Annotated in this window: 14 protein-coding genes; 5 read left to right on the top strand and 9 right to left on the bottom strand. The window is 64.8% G+C overall.

From position 1 onward, the window contains the following. Positions 1 to 3: 3 nt before the first annotated feature. Positions 4 to 774: a hypothetical protein gene (locus tag NCS03_RS22150; protein WP_250503309.1), complete on the bottom strand. Its 771-nt coding sequence runs from the start codon at positions 772 to 774 to the stop codon at positions 4 to 6. Between the two features lie 331 nt (positions 775 to 1,105). Here NCS03_RS22150 and NCS03_RS22145 point away from each other — a divergent pair, with 331 nt between their 5' ends. Beyond that, positions 1,106 to 3,205 carry a putative bifunctional diguanylate cyclase/phosphodiesterase gene (locus NCS03_RS22145; protein ID WP_250529797.1) on the top strand — a complete coding sequence of 700 codons (2,100 nt, stop codon included), beginning with the start codon at positions 1,106 to 1,108 and terminating at the stop codon, positions 3,203 to 3,205. Here the strand turns inward: NCS03_RS22145 and NCS03_RS22140 are convergent. The 7 genes from NCS03_RS22140 to NCS03_RS22110 all read right to left on the bottom strand — a co-directional run bounded on the left by NCS03_RS22140 (position 3,195) and on the right by NCS03_RS22110 (position 9,944). Continuing rightward, positions 3,195 to 3,917: a PP2C family protein-serine/threonine phosphatase gene (locus NCS03_RS22140; RefSeq protein ID WP_250529796.1), complete on the bottom strand. Its 723-nt coding sequence runs from the start codon at positions 3,915 to 3,917 to the stop codon at positions 3,195 to 3,197. The two genes, NCS03_RS22145 and NCS03_RS22140, sit on opposite strands and share 11 nt — an antisense overlap. 108 nt (positions 3,918 to 4,025) lie before the next feature. Next, a complete protein-coding gene (locus tag NCS03_RS22135; RefSeq protein ID WP_250521990.1) occupies positions 4,026 to 4,628 on the bottom strand; it encodes a phosphatase PAP2 family protein in 603 nt (200 codons plus the stop codon). 81 nt (positions 4,629 to 4,709) lie between these two features. Next, positions 4,710 to 6,155, bottom strand: coding sequence for an efflux transporter outer membrane subunit (locus tag NCS03_RS22130; protein WP_502801537.1), 1,446 nt, complete (start codon positions 6,153 to 6,155; stop codon positions 4,710 to 4,712). Between the two features lie 14 nt (positions 6,156 to 6,169). Next, a complete protein-coding gene (locus NCS03_RS22125) occupies positions 6,170 to 7,123 on the bottom strand; it encodes an efflux RND transporter periplasmic adaptor subunit (protein ID WP_008348371.1) in 954 nt (317 codons plus the stop codon). Further along, positions 7,120 to 7,329 (bottom strand): DUF1656 domain-containing protein, encoded by a 210-nt coding sequence (locus tag NCS03_RS22120; RefSeq protein WP_008348368.1) that lies wholly within the window; start codon positions 7,327 to 7,329, stop codon positions 7,120 to 7,122. Before NCS03_RS22120 ends, NCS03_RS22125 begins: the two co-directional genes overlap by 4 nt. 34 nt (positions 7,330 to 7,363) lie before the next feature. Next, on the bottom strand, positions 7,364 to 9,430 hold the full coding sequence (locus NCS03_RS22115) for an FUSC family protein (protein ID WP_250441043.1): 2,067 nt from the start codon (positions 9,428 to 9,430) through the stop codon (positions 7,364 to 7,366). Between the two features lie 4 nt (positions 9,431 to 9,434). After that, positions 9,435 to 9,944, bottom strand: a complete 510-nt coding sequence (locus NCS03_RS22110) for a MarR family winged helix-turn-helix transcriptional regulator (RefSeq protein ID WP_175981107.1) — start codon at positions 9,942 to 9,944, stop codon at positions 9,435 to 9,437. A 141-nt stretch (positions 9,945 to 10,085) separates the two neighbouring features. On the opposite strand from NCS03_RS22110, the gene NCS03_RS22105 reads away from it, so the two are divergent. Beyond that, a complete protein-coding gene (locus NCS03_RS22105) occupies positions 10,086 to 10,847 on the top strand; it encodes a YoaK family protein (RefSeq protein WP_250529794.1) in 762 nt (253 codons plus the stop codon). Here NCS03_RS22105 and NCS03_RS22100 read toward each other — a convergent pair. Then, on the bottom strand, positions 10,844 to 11,725 hold the full coding sequence (locus NCS03_RS22100) for a LysR family transcriptional regulator (protein ID WP_175981105.1): 882 nt from the start codon (positions 11,723 to 11,725) through the stop codon (positions 10,844 to 10,846). The two genes, NCS03_RS22105 and NCS03_RS22100, sit on opposite strands and share 4 nt — an antisense overlap. A 108-nt stretch (positions 11,726 to 11,833) precedes the next feature. On the opposite strand from NCS03_RS22100, the gene ampC reads away from it, so the two are divergent. From ampC to NCS03_RS22085, 3 genes are all read left to right on the top strand, one after another. Continuing rightward, positions 11,834 to 12,997: a class C beta-lactamase gene (gene ampC, locus NCS03_RS22095; protein ID WP_250529793.1), complete on the top strand. Its 1,164-nt coding sequence runs from the start codon at positions 11,834 to 11,836 to the stop codon at positions 12,995 to 12,997. 11 nt (positions 12,998 to 13,008) lie between these two features. Beyond that, positions 13,009 to 13,899, top strand: coding sequence for a LysR family transcriptional regulator (locus NCS03_RS22090; protein ID WP_250529792.1), 891 nt, complete (start codon positions 13,009 to 13,011; stop codon positions 13,897 to 13,899). 92 nt (positions 13,900 to 13,991) lie between these two features. Beyond that, a complete protein-coding gene (locus NCS03_RS22085) occupies positions 13,992 to 15,953 on the top strand; it encodes an aconitase family protein (protein WP_250529791.1) in 1,962 nt (653 codons plus the stop codon). Positions 15,954 to 16,005 lie beyond the last annotated feature (52 nt).

Genomic DNA, 16,005 nt, shown 5'->3' with positions numbered 1-16,005 from the left:
CGCTCATTCGTGCGCTTCTAGCGCGAGCAGATTCAGCACGATCAGGATCGCGTCGCGGTTCTCCGGCGCGATCGCGATGCCGAGCGTGTCCTCCATCCAGCGGCCGATTTTCGTCGCGGCGAAGGATTTCGGCGTCGCTCTCTTCTTCATCGTCACGCCGAGCTTGCGCGCGCGATAGTGATACGACGGCACCTCGTACCGGTCCGCGACGGCCTTGAGCCCGCCCTTGCGTTCGCCGCACGCGCCGAGACTCCCCGCGAGGACGATCCGGTCCGGCGCATCGAGCGCCGCGACGAACGCGCGCGCGAGACCGCGCACGTCCGCCTCGCTCAGACCGAATTCGGCGAGCGCGGCTGCCACCGGATCGTCGGGAGCGTGCGCGCGCGAATCGACTTCGGCCTGCACGCCGTCGATCTCGATCGACAGATTGCGCTGCAGGCTCGCGCTGCGCAGACAGTCGATCAGGAAGCGGCGAAAGTACGCGCACAGCGCATGCGCCGTGGACGGCGCGCTCTCCGGCGACGCGTGCGACGGGCGCTGCTCGAAGTCGAGCCGCAACACGCGCGAGAAGAAGAATTGCGAGATCAGCTCCTCCTTGTCCTCGGGCAGTCCGCGCAACTCCGACGGGTAATAGCCGCGCAGCGCCGCCAACACCAGCTTGTAGATCTGGCCGATTTCGCTGTCGGAGAGACTCGTCCGGCGATGCCACAGTTCGGCGAGCGTCGACGTTTCGAGCGCGAAGGCGCTTGCGTCGCGATGAGTCAGCGCGTCCATGATGACGCTCCCGTTCCCCTGAATTCTCTGTGCGTGAACATGGCCCCTCCTGCGTTTGCTGCGCCGCCCGGCGCGTGGCCCGAGGCGTGTCGGCTTTTCAGCCGTTCCTGCGAGCCGGCGCTTTCAAATTAGTCACGGCGGGGCGCGCGCAAAATCGGCTGGATGGCCTACATCGAAAGTCGTAGAAAGGGGATGGCCATAAAGTTTTCGGCTGACCGGCCGATAGCGCATGAGGAATCGAGCGCCGGGCGTCATCTCGGCGTGGGCCTGAGGCGGTCGAACCGCAAGAAAAAGCAGTCGCAAAAGACTGACAAGAAACGAGAGAGGGCCGATGACTGGTGTCTACAATCCGCTGCTGGTCTGCCTGTCGCTGGTGGTCGCGTTCCTCGCGTCCTACACGGCGATGGAGCTGTCCGGCGGCCTGAATGCGCTTGCGAGCGCGAAACGCCGCCCCGCCTGGCTTGCCGGCGGCGCGGTGTCGATGGGCGTCGGCATCTGGTCGATGCACTTCATCGGCATGCTCGCGTTCTCGCTGCCGATTCCCGTCGGCTACGACGTGTCCATCACGGCGGCGTCGCTCGTGCTCGCGATCGGCGTGTCGTTCATCGCGCTCGCCACCGCGAGCCGGGGCGCGCTATCGTGGCCGCGCCTCGTCGTCGGCGGCACGATCATGGGCGTCGGCGTCGCGGCGATGCACTTCACCGGCATGCGCGCGATGGAGATGTCGCCGGGAATCGACTACACGGTCTGGAAAGTGGCGCTGTCGGTCGCGGTCGCGATCTTCGCGTCGATGGCCGCGCTCTGGCTCGCGTTCACGCTGCGCGCGTCGAACGTGGAGAACCGCGTCGTCAAGCGGCTCGGCGCGGCGATCATCATGGCGGTCGCCATCACCGGCATGCACTATCTGGGCATGGACGCGGCCAATTTCGCGCCGGGCAGCCTCTGCCTCGCCGATGCCAAACTCGACGCGAACTGGCTCGCGCTCGTCGTCACGGCGATGTCGTTCACCGTGCTCGTCGGCACGCTCGCGCTGTTCGCGCTCCACACGAGCAGCCTGTCGATCTCGCTGAAGCGCGCGAACCGGCAACTGCGCTATCTCGGCACGCACGACGCGCTCACGAGGTTGCCGAACCGCCAGCAACTCACGCTGCGCATCGCGCAGGCGATCGAAGACGGCGCGCGCCGCGCGTCGCCGTTCGCGGTGCTCTTCATCGATCTCGACGGCTTCAAGTCGATCAACGATTCGCTCGGTCATGGCGTCGGCGACGATCTGCTGCAGGTATGCGCCGAGCGTCTGCGCGAGGATTTGCGCCATACCGACATGGTCGCGCGGCTCGGCGGCGACGAATTCGTGATCGTGGTCGGGAACGCGGCGGACACCTCGGCGGCAATGACGGTCGCCAATGGCGTGCTGGGGCGTCTCTCGCAGGAGATCGTCGTCAACGGCTTGCCGCTGCGCGTGAGCGCGAGCATCGGCATTGCGTTTCATCCGCGCGACGGCGCGAACGCCGACGAACTGCTCCACAGCGCCGACGCCGCCATGTACGCCGCGAAGCAGAGCGGGCGCAATACGGTCCGCGTGTTCGAGCCGCAGATGAATCACACGGCGCTCAGGTCGCTGATCCTTCAACGTGACCTGCATCGCGCGTTGAGCGACGACCAGTTGAGCCTGTCGTTTCAGCCGAAGTTCAGCGTCGCGTCGCAATCGGTGACGGGCGTCGAGGCGCTGATTCGCTGGCGTCATCCGGAGCTCGGCGAAATCGCGCCGCTCGAATTCATTCCGATCGCCGAGCGCTCCGGCCTCATCGTCGAAATCGGCGACTGGGTGTTGCGCGAAGTGTGCCGCAACATCGCGCGATGGGACGCGGACGGCGTGCCGGCGATCTCGGTCTCGGTGAATCTGTCGCCGATCCAGTTCAACGTGCCCGATCTCGTCGCGCGCGTCGATGCGCTGATCGCCGCGTCCGGCGTCGATCCGTCGCGCCTCATGTTCGAGATCACCGAATCGACGGCGATGCAGAACATCGAACGGACGAGCCGCACGATCGAGGCGCTGCAAGCGCGCGGCTACGCCGTGGCCATCGACGATTTCGGCACCGGGTATTCGAGCCTCTGTTATCTGCAGCGCTTTCGTTTCGATCAGATCAAGATCGACGGCTCCTTCGTGCGCGATCTCGATTCGTCCGGGCAGCGCGGCAGCGCGTTGCTGTCGGCGGTCGTGACGCTCGCGCGCGCGTTGCAGATCGAGGTCGTCGCGGAAGGCGTCGAAACGCAGTCGCAATTCCGCACGCTCGGCGAACTCGAATGCGATCAGATGCAGGGTTTTCTGCTGAGCCGGCCGATGCCCGCGGCGGAACTTCCGGGCTTCTTGAGCAGCATGGCGGGACGGATCGTCGCGTCCGGCCGCGCCTGCGCCGCGCCTATCGGCTGACGCGCGGCGCGCCCGCCCACAACGCGATCGCGCTCAGATTGTCCGCGCCGGCGGGCGCGTTGCGGCGCGCACGAGCCGCGAGCGCGGCGAGCCAGCTTGCGGCGTCGCCGGCATCGTCGATCGAATCGATCATCGACGCTTCGTCGAGATGTTCCCAGAAGCCGTCGCTGCAGACGAGAAACGCGTCGCCATCCTCGATCGGAAAGGGCACGCGCGCGGCTTCGATCTTCAGTTCGTCGTCGGTGCCGAGCGCCGTGTGCATCACGCTGCGCAGCCGGTATGGCTGCGCGCTGCCCTGATCGAGCGTCTGCAGGACGATGCGTCCGTTCCTGAAACAGTAGATGTGCGTGTCGCCGCAATGCGCCCAGTTCGCGTGTGCGCCTTGCGGGTCGATCGTGAGGATCGCGGCGGTCGAGCGCATGCGTTCGCGCGTGCTGCCGGCCGATTGCGCATCGACGATCGCGCGGTTCGCGGCGAGCATCGCATCGGCGAGCTGTCCCGTTTCGACGCTCTCGCCGCGCGTCGCGCAATCGCGCAGCACGTCGCGCATGGTGTCGACGACGAGTTGCGCCGCGACGTCGCCGCCGCCGAGACCGCCCGCGCCATCGGCGACGATGCCCGCGATCAGCCGGCGATGCGCGACCAGCACGAGCCGGTCTTCGTTGCTGTTGCGACCGCCCGGATCGGTGAAGCTGGCGAGATCGAATCGCATGGGGCTACCTTGAAGGCTTGTCATGGTTGGCGAACGTCGATGAGCGATGCGCGGGCCTTCCGCGCGGGCTACGCGATCAAGACGAACGCGCGTCCGCGCTTTTGAAACTCAAGGCGCGAGCCAGCCACGGCGAATCGGCCACGACGCGGCCTTGCGATAGAGCGCAATCAGCAAGCGCATCAGCGCTTCTCCGGCACGCGCCCAGAGCGGCGCGACGAGCGCATACGCGATGCACGCGACTCCGATTGCGCCCGCCATATCGAGCGGAAAATGCACGCCGATGCGGACCCGCGCCCACGCGACCGCGACGCCCGCGAGCGCGGCAAGCAGGCCGTCATGCCAGAGACGCGCAAGCAGCAATGTCAGCGCGACGCTGGCGAAGAGCGTCACGTGATCGCTCGGAAACGACGAATCGGGCACATGCTCGATGAACGTATGGCCGAGGCCGATCATGAACGGCCGCGGATGCATCCACAGCATGCCGATCAGCTGATTGAGCCCGAGCGCGAGGAACGTGACGCAGCACGCGCGCACGGCCGCGCCGCGTTGAAGGCGGCCGCCGAAGAGCCACATGAACGCGAGCAGCGCGGGAATGAGATAAACGAGATCTTCGGCGATGGCGATGGCAACGTCGATTTGCCATAGCGGCGTGGCGGCTCGCGCGTTGATCGCAAGGAACCACGCGCGGTTGAGGGCTTCGAGTGCGTTCATGCGGCAGTTTCGCTGGTTACGATGATCCGGCCGATCGTATCCGGCGAAACTTATGCGACCCTTAGCCGTGGCTCGCGCGCGCTATTTGCCCTTTGAATTCTGCGCGATGGCTTCGTCGGTTTCCCAGCCGCCGCCGAGCGCGCGAAAGAGGTTGACCTGATCGATCGCGACCTGACCTTCGGCGGCCGCGACCTGCGCCGCGACGCCGGTGAGTGTGCGCGTCGCATCGAGATCGTTGAGGAAGGACTCGCGTCCCGCGCGATACAGGCGATTCGTCTCATCGGCGGATTCGATCGCCGATTTATACGCGGTGCGCAATGCATCGGCGCGCGTGGTGTCGGATGCGTAGGTCGCGAGGCTGCTTTGCGTTTCCTGCAGCGCCTTCAGCACGACGCCGTCGAAATGCGCGAGCGCGCCGCTCGCCGATGCTTCCGCCTGCGTCACGCGCGCGCGCTGACCGTTGATCGGAAAGCTCCAGCTGATGAGCGGCCCGAACGCCCAGCGGTTCGTGTTCGCGCCGAACAAGTCTTCCGCGATGCCGACGGAACCCACCGATGCGCCGAGACTCACCGACGGATACAGCGCCGCCGTCGCGACGCCGATGCGCGCCGTCGACGACGCGAGCTGCCGTTCGGCCTGACGCACATCGGGACGGCGCTTCAGCAGCGCAGCGCCATCGCCGACGGGAATCGGCGCGCGCAGCTTCGGCAGCTTCTTGCAGGCGAGCGCGGCTTTGGGCAAATCGGACGGCGCGCGCGCGAGCAGCATCGCGAGCCGATACTGCGCGACGCGGCGGCGCGCGACGAAGCGCGGAATGTCGGCGGCGAGCGTATCGGCCTGAGTCTGTCCGCGCGTGACTTCCGACTGATTGCCGCGGCCCGCGTCGCGCAAACGCTGCGTGAGCTTCACGCGCTCTTTCTGCAGGTTGAACGACTTCTGCGCGATCTCCAGCTCTTCGCCCGCCGAGCACGATTCGACATACGCGCGCACGACATCCGCGACCACCGTGATGCGCGCGAGATCCTGCGCGGCCTCGACGGCTTCATCGTCCGCGTTCGCTGCTTCGACACCGCGCTTCAGCTTGCCGAAGAGATCGATCTCGTAGGAAATGGACAGATCGAGCGCGCCTTCGTTGACGACCGGAAGCTTCTCCGACAACAGATATTGCTCGGCCGATTCCTGCGCGCGCTGAAACGCGGCCGAGGTCTTGCCGGAGAATCCGCCTTGCTTGTTCGCGAACTCGACTTCGGCGCGCGAACGCGCGAGATTCGCGGCGGCGACGCGCAAATCCGTATTCGATGCGAGCGCCTGCGTGACGAGCTGATCGACGACGGGATCGTCATAGAGACGCCACCATTTCGCGGGCACTTCGCCTTGCGTGACGGGCGCGCGATCCGCGCCGTCGATGGCCGCGTTCGCGTAGGGCGCCTTGATCGCGGCGTTATCGGGCAGCGTGTAGTTCGGTCCGAGCGTCGTGCAGCCGAAGAGCGCGAAGGCCGACGAAGCCGCGGTGGCGATCGCTTTCATGATGCGCGTGCCGTTCATCGCGATGTGCCCGACGTGCTCGAAGTCGGCGCGGGCGCCGATGCGGGCGACGTCTCCGACGCCGCGCGCTTGCCGATCTTCGGCCCGATGCCCCGCACCGAAACCGTCGCCGTGCGTCCCGCGATCATGCGGAAGTCGGCGGGGATCTCATCGAGCGTGACGCGTACCGGAATGCGCTGCGCGAGACGTACCCAACTGAACGCGGGGTTCACGTTCGGCAGGAGACTCGGGCTTTGCTGACGGTCGCGGTCTTCGATCGCCGCGACGATGCTCTGCACATGACCGCGCAAAATGTTGGCTTCGCCCATGACCTTGATATCGACGGGCTGGCCGATATCGATGCCGCCGAGCTTCGTTTCTTCGAAGTAACCCTCGACGCGGAACGATTGCATGTCCACCACCGACAGCACCGCGCGTCCCGCCGACACGAATTCGCCGGTGCGCGGCGCGCGATCGTTGAGATAACCGTCGACGGGACTCACGATCTCCGTGCGCTGCAGATTCAGGCGCGCGGTATCGATGGCGACTTCGGCATCGGCGAGGGCGGCTGTCGCCTGCTCGACGCGCGAATGCGTTTCCTCGACGACTTCGCGCGCGACGAGATTGCCGAGCGCGCGATTGCGCGCATCTTCGCGACGCGCCTGATCGAGCGTGGCGCGGCGTTGCTGCGCGGTCGCCTGCGCATTGCGCAGCGCGAGCGTGTAGCGCGCCTGATCGATCACGAAGAGCACGTCGCCTTTCTTCACCTGCTGATTGTCGGCGACCTTCACGTCGGTGATAAGGCCGGACACGTCGGGCGCGACTTGAATGACATCGGCGCGCACGTGGCCGTCGCGCGTCCACGGCGCGAACATGTAGTAATCGACGAGCTTCCACAACACGACGCACGCAATCGCGACGACGATGAGCGTAAGCAGAATCTGTCCGAGAGAGAACCAGGTTTTTTTCACGAGATGAGCCGCTGCGAAACGATGACGACAACGCCCAGCACCAGAACATAGATGCCGAGATCGAAGATGGAACGGTGCCACACGAAACGATAAAAGCCGACGCGCGCGAGCACGTTGCGAATCGCCAGATTCAACAGATAGGCGATGAACATCAGCACGAGCACGGCGGGCACGAAGACGCCGAGAATGTCGATTTCGCCGATCATGTATGGCGTTCCGATGAAGAATGAGTGACGAAGATCATGCCGGCTCTTCCTGCGTCGCGGGCGGATGCAATGAGAGCCGCATGCCGACGAGCGCGTGCAGCGTGTCGCGCAGCCATCTTTCCGCGGCCGCATTCTGCGACTGCTCGAGCGCGCGCGACGTGACCTGAGCGCTCGTCACATCGATGCTGCGAATCAGCTCGGGCGGCACCGGCTGTCGTGCGCGCCGCGCGATGCAGGATTCGAAGTAACGGCGCAGTGCGTCGAGCGTATCGTCGACGGATGTCTGTATGTCCAGCGGCAGCTTGCGGCGCGTGCGGCGCAGATCGAGTGCATTGAGCGCGACACGAAAATCGCGAAAGCTTTCGATCGACGGATGACGATGCGAGTCCGTCGCGGCATGACGCGGCAAGAGCTGCATCAGACGGTCGAGCATGCGTGCGTAGAGATTGCGCTGATCCGCGATCAGCACCGAAGGCGACGCGCTCAGCACGATATCGGCCCACGCCGAGCGCGTGAGACGCGCGGCCGCGAGTTCGGCGCCGAACGGACGCGTCATGCGCGTCCAGATGAATGCGAAGAGCAGGCCCGCGACGCCCGCGAGATTGCTGTTGGCGAACACGAAGAAGTCCGCTTCGTAGGCGCTCTGGATGCTGATGAAGGTTGCGGTGTTCACGGCCGTGAGCATCGTGACGAGCGTGAAGCGCGGGCGCGGAATCAGCGTGCCGATAATAAGGAACGGCACCGCGAAAATCACGACGAGCATCGGGAAATCGTGTACGTGCGGCAAGACGGCGAACACGTAGAGTCCGGCGAGCACGACGCTCAGACACGTCGCGAGAAAGAACGTGAACACTTGCGGCGCGGGCTCGTCGAGCGCGGCGAAGAAGCAGCACGCGACGGCGGCGAGCGTCACGGCGGCCGCGCCGTCGTTCCATCCCGATTCGATCCACAACCCGCATGCAACGATGATCGCGCTCACCGCGACGCCCGTCGAAAAGAGCATCATGCCGCGATCGAAAAAGCGCGCGGTGCCGCCCAAACGCCAGTGACGGAAGTGCGGACGCCATTCGCTCGTCTCGTTGAGAATGGCCGCACGCAACGCGCGAATGTCCTGCCATACGTCGATGACCTGACCGAGACGCCACAGCGCATTCGAGAGCAGCGCGCCGTCGGCGCTCGCGAGCGCTTCGACGGGCGGACGCATCGCATTGATGCGCTCGCGGAAGGCATCGGGCGCGCGGTCGTTTGCGACATCTTCTTTGGCGCGCGGCGTGGGCGAGCCGACCCACGCGGCGACGTCCTTCAACAGCGCTTCGAGCCCTTCAGGATGCTCGCCGTGCTTCCCGATCAGTTCGATGAGCGGATCGGCCATCGATGAAATGAGCGGCAGAAAGATCTGCATGCGTCCCTGCAACGCGCGCGCACGCCGGATGATGTCGGGCCGCGTGTGATCGTAGGTCAATTGGCTCAGCAGGAATTCGAGTCCGTTGACGGTCGCCGCGAGCCGCTGCCGCGCCGCCGATATGGAGGCGCCCGCGATATGCCCCGAGAGCGTTTCGCTCGCGTAGAAGGCGGCGTCGCGGAACCATGCGTCCGTTCGTTCGATGAGCGTCGGCGCGAGGCGGCTCGGAAACACCACGCTGCCGACGACGCTCGCCACCACGATGCCGAGCAGGATCTCTTCGGTGCGCGTGATCGCGAGATCGAAGACGGCCGTCGGATTCGTGACGGCGGGCAGCGCGATCAGCGGCAGCGTGTAGCCCGCGAGCAGAAACACATAGCTGCGCGCGCTGCGGTCGAACATCGAGAGAAAGAGCAGCGTGCCCGTCCACAACGCGACGATCACGCTGAAGAGATACGGCGATTCGACGAACGGCGGCACGATCAACACCGCGCCCGCCGCGCCGATCATCGTGCCGAGCGCGCGATACAGCGCCTTCGAGCGCGTCGCGCCGACGAACGGATTCGACACGATATAGACGGTCGCCATCGCCCAATAAGGACGCGGCAATTCGAGTCTGAGGCCGATGTAGAGCGCGATCATCGCGGCGGCGAAGGTCTTGGCGGAAAAGAGCCACTCGCGCGCGGATGGAAAGGACATGGCGCTATGCTCCGCGCTTTGCGGCGGACCGCGCCGGCTTTGCGGTTTGATCGCCGGCTTCGAGTGCCGCGAGCAGCTTCGCATCCGGCGACGCGCTGAATACGTTCAGCACGCGCAATGTCGTTTCCAGGTCTTCGCGGCTCACGCCCTTCAATAACCGCGCGCGCAGCGTGACGAGACGCTCTTCCATGCGCGCGGTGACGGCGCGGCCTTCGTCGGTAAGCGTGATGGTCTTGGCGCGCTTGTCTTCGGGATCTTCGTCACGGCGCACGAGTCCGGCCGCGCAAAGCTGATCGAGCAGCCGCACGAGCGATGGCCCTTCGATGCCGACATGCTCCGCGAGCGTCACCTGACGCACCGCCTCGCCGAGCCGGTTGGCCGTGAGCAGCGGCACGGCGCATGCTTCCGACACGCCGTACGAGGCGAGCACGCCGTGGCTCGTGCGGCGCCAGCGTCGCGCGGCAAGCACGAGCGTGCTGCTCACGGAGCGGCGCAGAAAGTCGAGATGAGTCATGCGGCGGGATTATAGCGAGAACTCTATTCGTTAGCATGCTATCGACTTATGTTTTTTCTTTCAGATTGCGTACGGTAGGCATGCCCGGAGAGGCAAATTGGCGTGCTATCTTTTCGGCTCGATCATCCTGCCCGAGCCGCCATGCCGATTGCCTTTATCCGTGGCTTGACTTCGCCCAGCCGCACCGATTCCGCCAACCGGCGTCTGGGCTGCGCGCTCGCCTTCGTCGCGGGCGCCGCGAACGCGGGCGGCTTTCTCGCGGTCGGGCAATACACGTCGCATATGTCGGGGCTCGTTTCATCGATCGCCGATAACCTCGTGCTCGGCCAGATCGCCTTGGTCTTTTCCGCGATCGGCGCGGTCGGCGCGTTCCTCGGCGGCGCGGCGACTTCCGCGGTGCTCATCAACTGGGGACGGCAGCGGCGCGCGCATAGCGTGTTCGCAACGCCGCTTTTGCTCGAAGCGGCGCTTCTGCTCGTGTTCGGCATGCTCGGCGCCAATCTGGAGACGCATCGCGTGTGGGATGTGCCGTTGACCGTCGCGCTGCTTTGCTTCGTGATGGGCCTGCAAAACGCGATGATCACGAAGATATCGAAGGCGGAGATCCGCACGACGCATGTGACGGGTCTCGTGACGGACATCGGCATCGAGATCGGCAAGAGCCTTTACTGGAACCGCGGCGTCGCGCGCGACGATGCCTCTTATGTGCGCGCGAATCACGCGCGTCTCGCGCTGCTGAGTTCGCTCTTCGCGATGTTCATGCTCGGCGGTTTCGCGGGCGCGATCGGCTTCGCGCATCTCGGCTTCGCGACGACCGTGCCGCTCGCCGCGTTGCTGCTGCTGTTCTCGTCCGTGCCGCTCGCGGACGATCTCGCGGCAGGCAGACGCCGCCTGCGCCGCTAAACGGCCTCGGCCGCTTCCCGGACGATCCAGTCGCGAAAGAGCTTCATGCCGTGCGAAAGACGCCGTGACTTGAGCCACGTGAGCCAGTAGCTGCCGGTTCTCACTTCGACATCGAACGGACGCACGAGCAGCCCGGCCTGCAACTCGCGCACGAACATGCGCGGCGGCGCGAGCGCGACGCCCGCGCCTTGCACGGCGGCTTCCACCATCAGGCGCGACGAATCGAAGACGGGACCGTTCATCGTCCATGCGTCGAGGCCCGCGGCGTCGAACCAGTCGCTCCAGTCGTCCGCGCGATATGAGCGCAGCAACACTTCATTGACGAGATCGGATGGCGTGTAAAGACGCCGCGCGATGTCGGGCGCGCACAGCGCGGCGAGCGGCGCATCGAGCAGCAGCGCGTTATGCGTCGCCGGCCAGACGCCCGCGCCGAAGCGGATGGCGAAGTCGAGCCCTTCGGACGCGGGATCGACGAGATTGTTATGCGTGAAGAGCCGCAACTCGACGAACGGATGCGTCTCGCGAAACGCCTTCATGCGCGGCATCAGCCAGCCGACCGCGAACGTGCCGACCACGCCCACCGTCAGCACTTCGTGAAAGTGTCCCCCTTCGAACTGCTTGAGCACGGCTTCGATGCGGCCGAACGCATCGCTCAACACGGGCAGTAACGCGCGCCCTTCGTCGGTGACGCTGAGGCCGCGCGGGACGCGTCTGAAAAGCGGCGTGCCGAGCCGTTCCTCCAGCGCGCGCACTTGCTGGCTGACGGCCGCCTGCGTGACGTTCAATTCCTGCGCGGCGCGCGTGAAACTCAGATGCCGCGCCGACGCTTCGAACGCGCGCAACGCATTCAGGGGAAGATGAGGTCGCATGGCTCGCATAAGTTTTTCTATTGCCAGCGGCAAATTATCCTCGATTGTCGAAGCGCGAAAAAGAGCGGATATTTCGCTTCGTTCCAATCATGCAAACCAGAACGAAGGATCAAGACCATGAAGTTTCGCGCGCTGAGTCTTTTGGCAGCAGCCATTTTTTCTTTTGGCGCGATGTCCGGCGCCGCCTATGCCGACGATGCAGCGAGCGTCAAGTCGACCGTCGATCAGACCATCGAGCCGTTGATGGCGCTGCACGGCATTCACGGCATGGCCGTGGGCGTCGTCGTCGACGGCAAGCCTTATGTGTTCGAGTACGGCGTGGCGTCTAAGGCGACGAAGCAGCCCGTCACGCGCGATACGCTCTTCGAACTCGGCTCGATCAGCAAGACGTTCACCGCGACGCTCGCATCGTATGCGCAGATCGAAGGCGATCTTTCCTTGAACGATCCGGTGAGCAAGTATCTTCCATCGCTCGATGGGACGGAGTTCGGCAAGGTGACGTTGCTGAATCTCGGCACGCACACGCCGGGCGGCTTGCCGCTGCAAGTGCCCGACGAGATTCACGACAACGAGCAACTGATGCAGTACTTCAAAACATGGCGTCCGGCCCGGCCGCCCGGCACGATCCGCACGTATGCGAATCCCGGCATCGGCACGCTCGGCCTCATCACGGCGAAGAGCATGAAGCAGGACTTCGCAGCGCTGATGGAGACGCGTCTCTTTCCCGCGCTGGGACTGAAGCAGAGTTACATCAACGTGCCCGCTTCGAAGCAGCGCGATTACGCGCAAGGCTATACGAAAGACGACGCGCCGATACGCATGAAAGGCGGCGTGCTTTCGCCGGAGGCTTATGGCGTGAGATCGACGGCTGCGGACATGACGCGCTTCCTGCAGATCAACATGAACCTCGTGCGTATCGATCCGGCGTTTCAGCGCGCCGTCGATGCCACGCACACGGGCTATTTCCAGGCCGGCCCGATGACGCAGGATCTCATCTGGGAACAGTATCCGTATCCGGTCGCGTTACAGCCTTTGCTCGAAGGAAACTCGTCGTCGATGATCCTGAACGCGACGCCCGTCACGCGCATCGATCCGCCGCAAGCGCCGCGCGACGACGTGTGGATCAACAAGACCGGCTCGACCAACGGCTTCGGCGCCTATATCGCGTTCGTGCCGAAAGCGCGCGTGGGCATCGTGATGCTCGCGAACAGGAACATCCCGAACGAAGAGCGTGTGAAGGCGGCGTATGCAATCATCACGTCGTTATCCGGCGGACGATAAACACGAGAGCCATGCGAATCGATCCCTACAGTCTCGAACTCTTCATCGCGGTCGTCGAGGAGGGATCGATTGCGCGCGCCGCGAGCCGCAGTCACATCGCGCCGTCGGCGTTGAGCAGGCGCATCGCCGATCTCGAAGCGGCCATCGGCGTCGCGCTGCTCATTCGCTCGTCCTCGGGCGTGCAACTGACCGAAGCGGGGCAGCATGCTTATGCGAGCGCGCGTTCCATTCATGGACAGCTCGAGAGCATGGCGCGCGAAGTTCAGTCGATGAGCGGCCAGATCGCGGGCGTCGTGCGTCTCTATGCCAATGCGTCGGCGATCGTCGGCTTTCTGCCTGAACGTCTCACGTCGTTCAAGGCGCGCTATCCGCTCGTCGCGATCGCGTTGACGGAACAGATCAGCGATGAAGTGATTCGCGCATGTCTCGACGATCGCGCGGATGTCGGGATATCGGCGAGCACGAAGGCGCATGCGGGTCTCGATACATGGCGCTTCGTCGACGATCCGCTGATGGTCGTCCTGCCGCCCGGTCACGAACTCGCGCAAGCAGACGCGCTGAGCTTCGCCGAAGTGACGCGCTTTCCGCTCGTCGCGTTGCAGGCAGGCGGCTCGCTCGATCAGACCTTGAAGGAACACGCCGACGCCGCGCGCGTGCCGCTCAACGTGACCGTCACAGTCAACAGCTTCGATGCGCAATGCCGCATGGTCGAAGCGGGACTCGGCATCGGCATCGTGCCGACGAGCGCGGCGTCGGCGTTCGCGGGTTCGCGCAATTTCGTGCGCGTGCCGTTGCGCGAAACGTGGGGCAGCGGCCGATGCCTGCGCGTTCATGCGCCGCGCAAGTCTTCGCGGCTGAAGGCGGTGCAGGCGCTGATCGATACGCTCATCGGCGAGGGTTAACACGGACATCGCGTCTCGCGATGGCCCCAGTGCCGAACGAACACTTCATGCGCGCGCGCGGGTGCGTCTAGATTGGCGTCGAGGAGAATGCGATGGCCAATCTGAATGTAAGCGGACGAATCCTGTTTCTGAGCGCGGACGCCGCGAAGGTCGAGCAGCAACTCGCCGGCGAGGATCTCACGCTCGATGAAGCGGGCGCACTGCGCGACGATGTGTCCACCGACGAAATCACGCCGATCAGCGTGCTCACGCGTTTCGACGAGCGGCTCGGTCAATGCCCGTATGTCGGGTTTCATGCGGGCGGGCGCAATCCGATCGGCCACGATGCCGTGCGCGCGGGCCGCTTTCAGGTGACGGTCGCGGGCAATCGCTATGGCAAAGGCTCGTCGCGCGAACATAGCCCGCTCGCCGAATATCACGCGGGCATACGGCTCGTGATCGCGCGGAGCTTCGAACGCATCTATCGGCAGAACGCGGACAATCTCGGGCTTTTCACGTCGACGGATTTCGGCCTGATCGAACGCATCCGGCGCGGCGAGGCTATCGATATCGATGAACTCGTTGCGGATCGCGATCCGTTGGCGGCGGCGATCCTTTCGAGCGGCGGACTGTTGCGCTATGGAAAGTTGCGTATGCAACGAGTCAGCATCGGCGAAGCATCGCACGATGAAGCGCCGCGCACGCTCGTAGAGAAAATTCTCGCGCGTCACACATTGACGACCGATGTGACCAACGCATCGCTCGAAGCGGGCAACGGCATCTTCGTGCGCGCGGACTGGCGCTTCATCCACGAGTACTACACGGGCATGGCCGCGCATATGCTGCACGCGGCATTCGGCCGCCCGCTGACGCTGCACGAACCGCGCAGCATGCTCGCGTTCGAGGATCATCTGTCGTATTCGCATCGCAGCGAACTGCATATCGGGAACGGGCTGCTGCCGAACGTGCGCGAGTTATCGGACGCGCATCGCACGTTCGCGCATGACTACGATGTGCGCAATCACGGCTATCTGAGCGAAGCGAACAGCAAGCTCGACGAAGGCTCCGAAGGCATCTCGCACGCAATGATGGCCGAGCGCTACGCGTTGCCCGGCCACGTGATCGTCGGAACCGATTCGCATACGCCGCATAGCGGCGCGCTCGGATGTGTCGCGTTCGGCGTCGGCACGACGGACATGGCGAACGCATTCGTCACCGGCGCGGTTCGCATGACGGTGCCGCAATCGTTGCTCATCGAACTATCGGGACCGATTCCCGCGGGCGTCACCGCGAAGGACATCGTGCTTCACTTGCTTGCCGATTCGCGCATACGCGCGGGCGCGGGCGTCGGCAAGGTGTTCGAGTTCGCGGGCACGGCCATCGCGAGCCTCTCGACCGATGCGCGCACGACGCTCACCAACATGACGGCCGAGTTAGGCGGCTTCACGGGCATCGTCGCTCCCGACGATGAAACCGTGCGCTTTCTGAAGGCGCGGCGCGGCATCGACTTCAAGATCGAGCCATGGATGCGGAGCGATGAAGGCGCGCGCTACGCCGATGTCATCGCGATCGATTGCTCGCGTCTCACGCCGATGCTCGCCGCGCCCGGCGATCCGGGCAACGGCATCGCGCTTGAAGCGCTCGATGAAAGGCCGGTCATCGATATCGCGTATGGCGGTTCGTGCACGGCAGGCAAGCGCGAGGACTTCGATCACTATCACGAAGTGCTTTCGTGGGCGGCGAAGCGCGGCTTGCGCGTGCCCGGCAATGTGACGCTCTATTTGCAATTCGGCACGCAGGACGTGCGCGACTATTGCATCGCGCAAGGCTATGTCGATGCGTTCGAGCGCGTCGGCGCGATTCTGCTGCAACCGTCGTGCGGTGCGTGCGCGAACTGCGGACCAGGTTCGTCGACACAGGCCGAACAAGTCACCATCAGCGCGATCAATCGCAATTTTCCGGGCCGCTCGGGTCCGGGGAAAGTATGGCTCGCAAGCCCGCCGACGGTAGTTGCAAGCGCAATTATCGGCCGCATCGCATCGTTCGCGGAGTTGCAAGAACGCTTCACGCAGTAGGCACGCAGCATGACAGAGCCGCCATCGATGCGGCTTCAAAATACATTCAGGA

This window comes from Caballeronia sp. ATUFL_F1_KS4A (assembly GCF_023630905.1).
Taxonomy (GTDB): Bacteria; Pseudomonadota; Gammaproteobacteria; order Burkholderiales; family Burkholderiaceae; genus Caballeronia; species Caballeronia zhejiangensis.
Note: the sequence above shows the minus strand (reverse complement) of the source record. Positions and strands in the feature narration are given on the sequence as shown.

Coding starts and splice junctions, on each gene's coding strand:
- NCS03_RS22150 (WP_250503309.1), bottom strand. CDS start 774: ATGGACGCGCTGACTCATCGCGACGCAAGCGCCTTCGCGCTCGAAACG.
- NCS03_RS22145 (WP_250529797.1), top strand. CDS start 1,106: ATGACTGGTGTCTACAATCCGCTGCTGGTCTGCCTGTCGCTGGTGGTC.
- NCS03_RS22140 (WP_250529796.1), bottom strand. CDS start 3,917: ATGCGATTCGATCTCGCCAGCTTCACCGATCCGGGCGGTCGCAACAGC.
- NCS03_RS22135 (WP_250521990.1), bottom strand. CDS start 4,628: ATGAACGCACTCGAAGCCCTCAACCGCGCGTGGTTCCTTGCGATCAAC.
- NCS03_RS22130 (WP_502801537.1), bottom strand. CDS start 6,155: ATGAAAGCGATCGCCACCGCGGCTTCGTCGGCCTTCGCGCTCTTCGGC.
- NCS03_RS22120 (WP_008348368.1), bottom strand. CDS start 7,329: ATGATCGGCGAAATCGACATTCTCGGCGTCTTCGTGCCCGCCGTGCTC.
- NCS03_RS22115 (WP_250441043.1), bottom strand. CDS start 9,430: ATGTCCTTTCCATCCGCGCGCGAGTGGCTCTTTTCCGCCAAGACCTTC.
- NCS03_RS22110 (WP_175981107.1), bottom strand. CDS start 9,944: ATGACTCATCTCGACTTTCTGCGCCGCTCCGTGAGCAGCACGCTCGTG.
- NCS03_RS22105 (WP_250529794.1), top strand. CDS start 10,086: ATGCCGATTGCCTTTATCCGTGGCTTGACTTCGCCCAGCCGCACCGAT.
- NCS03_RS22100 (WP_175981105.1), bottom strand. CDS start 11,725: ATGCGAGCCATGCGACCTCATCTTCCCCTGAATGCGTTGCGCGCGTTC.
- ampC (WP_250529793.1), top strand. CDS start 11,834: ATGAAGTTTCGCGCGCTGAGTCTTTTGGCAGCAGCCATTTTTTCTTTT.
- NCS03_RS22090 (WP_250529792.1), top strand. CDS start 13,009: ATGCGAATCGATCCCTACAGTCTCGAACTCTTCATCGCGGTCGTCGAG.
- NCS03_RS22085 (WP_250529791.1), top strand. CDS start 13,992: ATGGCCAATCTGAATGTAAGCGGACGAATCCTGTTTCTGAGCGCGGAC.